The organism is Thiolapillus sp. (genome assembly GCF_048562965.1).
GTDB lineage: Bacteria > Pseudomonadota > Gammaproteobacteria > Chromatiales > Chromatiaceae > Thiolapillus > Thiolapillus brandeum_A.
In genome coordinates this window covers 1-853 of record NZ_JBHNMF010001133.1, presented here as the reverse complement: position 1 = coordinate 853, position 853 = coordinate 1, and the positions used below count along the sequence as shown (strand labels likewise).

General features: G+C 57.9%; 1 protein-coding gene. It reads right to left on the bottom strand.

Going from position 1 to position 853, the window contains the following annotated elements; translation table 11 throughout:
- The coding region (locus tag ACOCD2_RS22800; RefSeq protein WP_419598541.1) for a helicase-related protein at positions 1-853 on the bottom strand (853 nt) is incomplete at both ends.

The window sequence follows — 853 nt, the reverse complement described above, 5'->3', positions numbered from 1 at the left end:
TCCAGTTCACTGGCACCTTTGTTGGGGTTGAACAGGTCGTTCTCCAGACGCAGGATACTCAGCATGGTTCCCGTAAGACCACGATCCATGGCCCTGGGAGAGAAAGGCGTCACCGACTGTGCCTCCACGTGTTTGTAGAAGGTCGCATGATAATGCTCGAAGGTCTCGTAATGGGAGAGGTCCCTCGGACGTGCCCATGTGAGCACGGAACAGACCAGCCCCGGGAACTGACGCCCGACACGACTGGTGGCCTGGATGTATTCCGCCGTGCCCTTGGGTTGACCGTTCACCGCCATCAAGCCCAGGCGATTGACGTCCACTCCCACCGACAACATGTTGGTCGCCAACAATACGTCGATGGCACGCATCTCGTTCTCGTCCCATCGAGTGACATACGCTTCTTTCTCACTGTCGTACGAAGCGTTGAACTTCACCTCCAGTTGGTCGAGATACTTGGGAATGTCCTGACTCGATACCCGGGACGTCAATTCCTTGATGTTGTAAACGGAACGCTGGGCCAACCCAGGGCGATCCACCAGGCTCATCTGGACACGATAGGACCGCGTCTGTACATCGTCCTCGGCCAGCCGTTTCATGCCACCCAGTTCACGCAACGAATTGAAGTAACCGACCATGGTCAGATAGGGATCCGCCGCCTGCCCGAAACGATCGAACAATGCCTGTGCCGCTGTCAGGAAAGCTGTATAGACCCGGATCAACATCGCCGGCCTCGAGCTGCCCGGCGAACAGACCCCCAGATAGCGGCGCCCGGGCCGATCCGCTATGGAACGCTGGACGGAGAAGAAGTTGTCCTCGATATCCAGCCCATGGGGCGGGAATATGGACACACGGC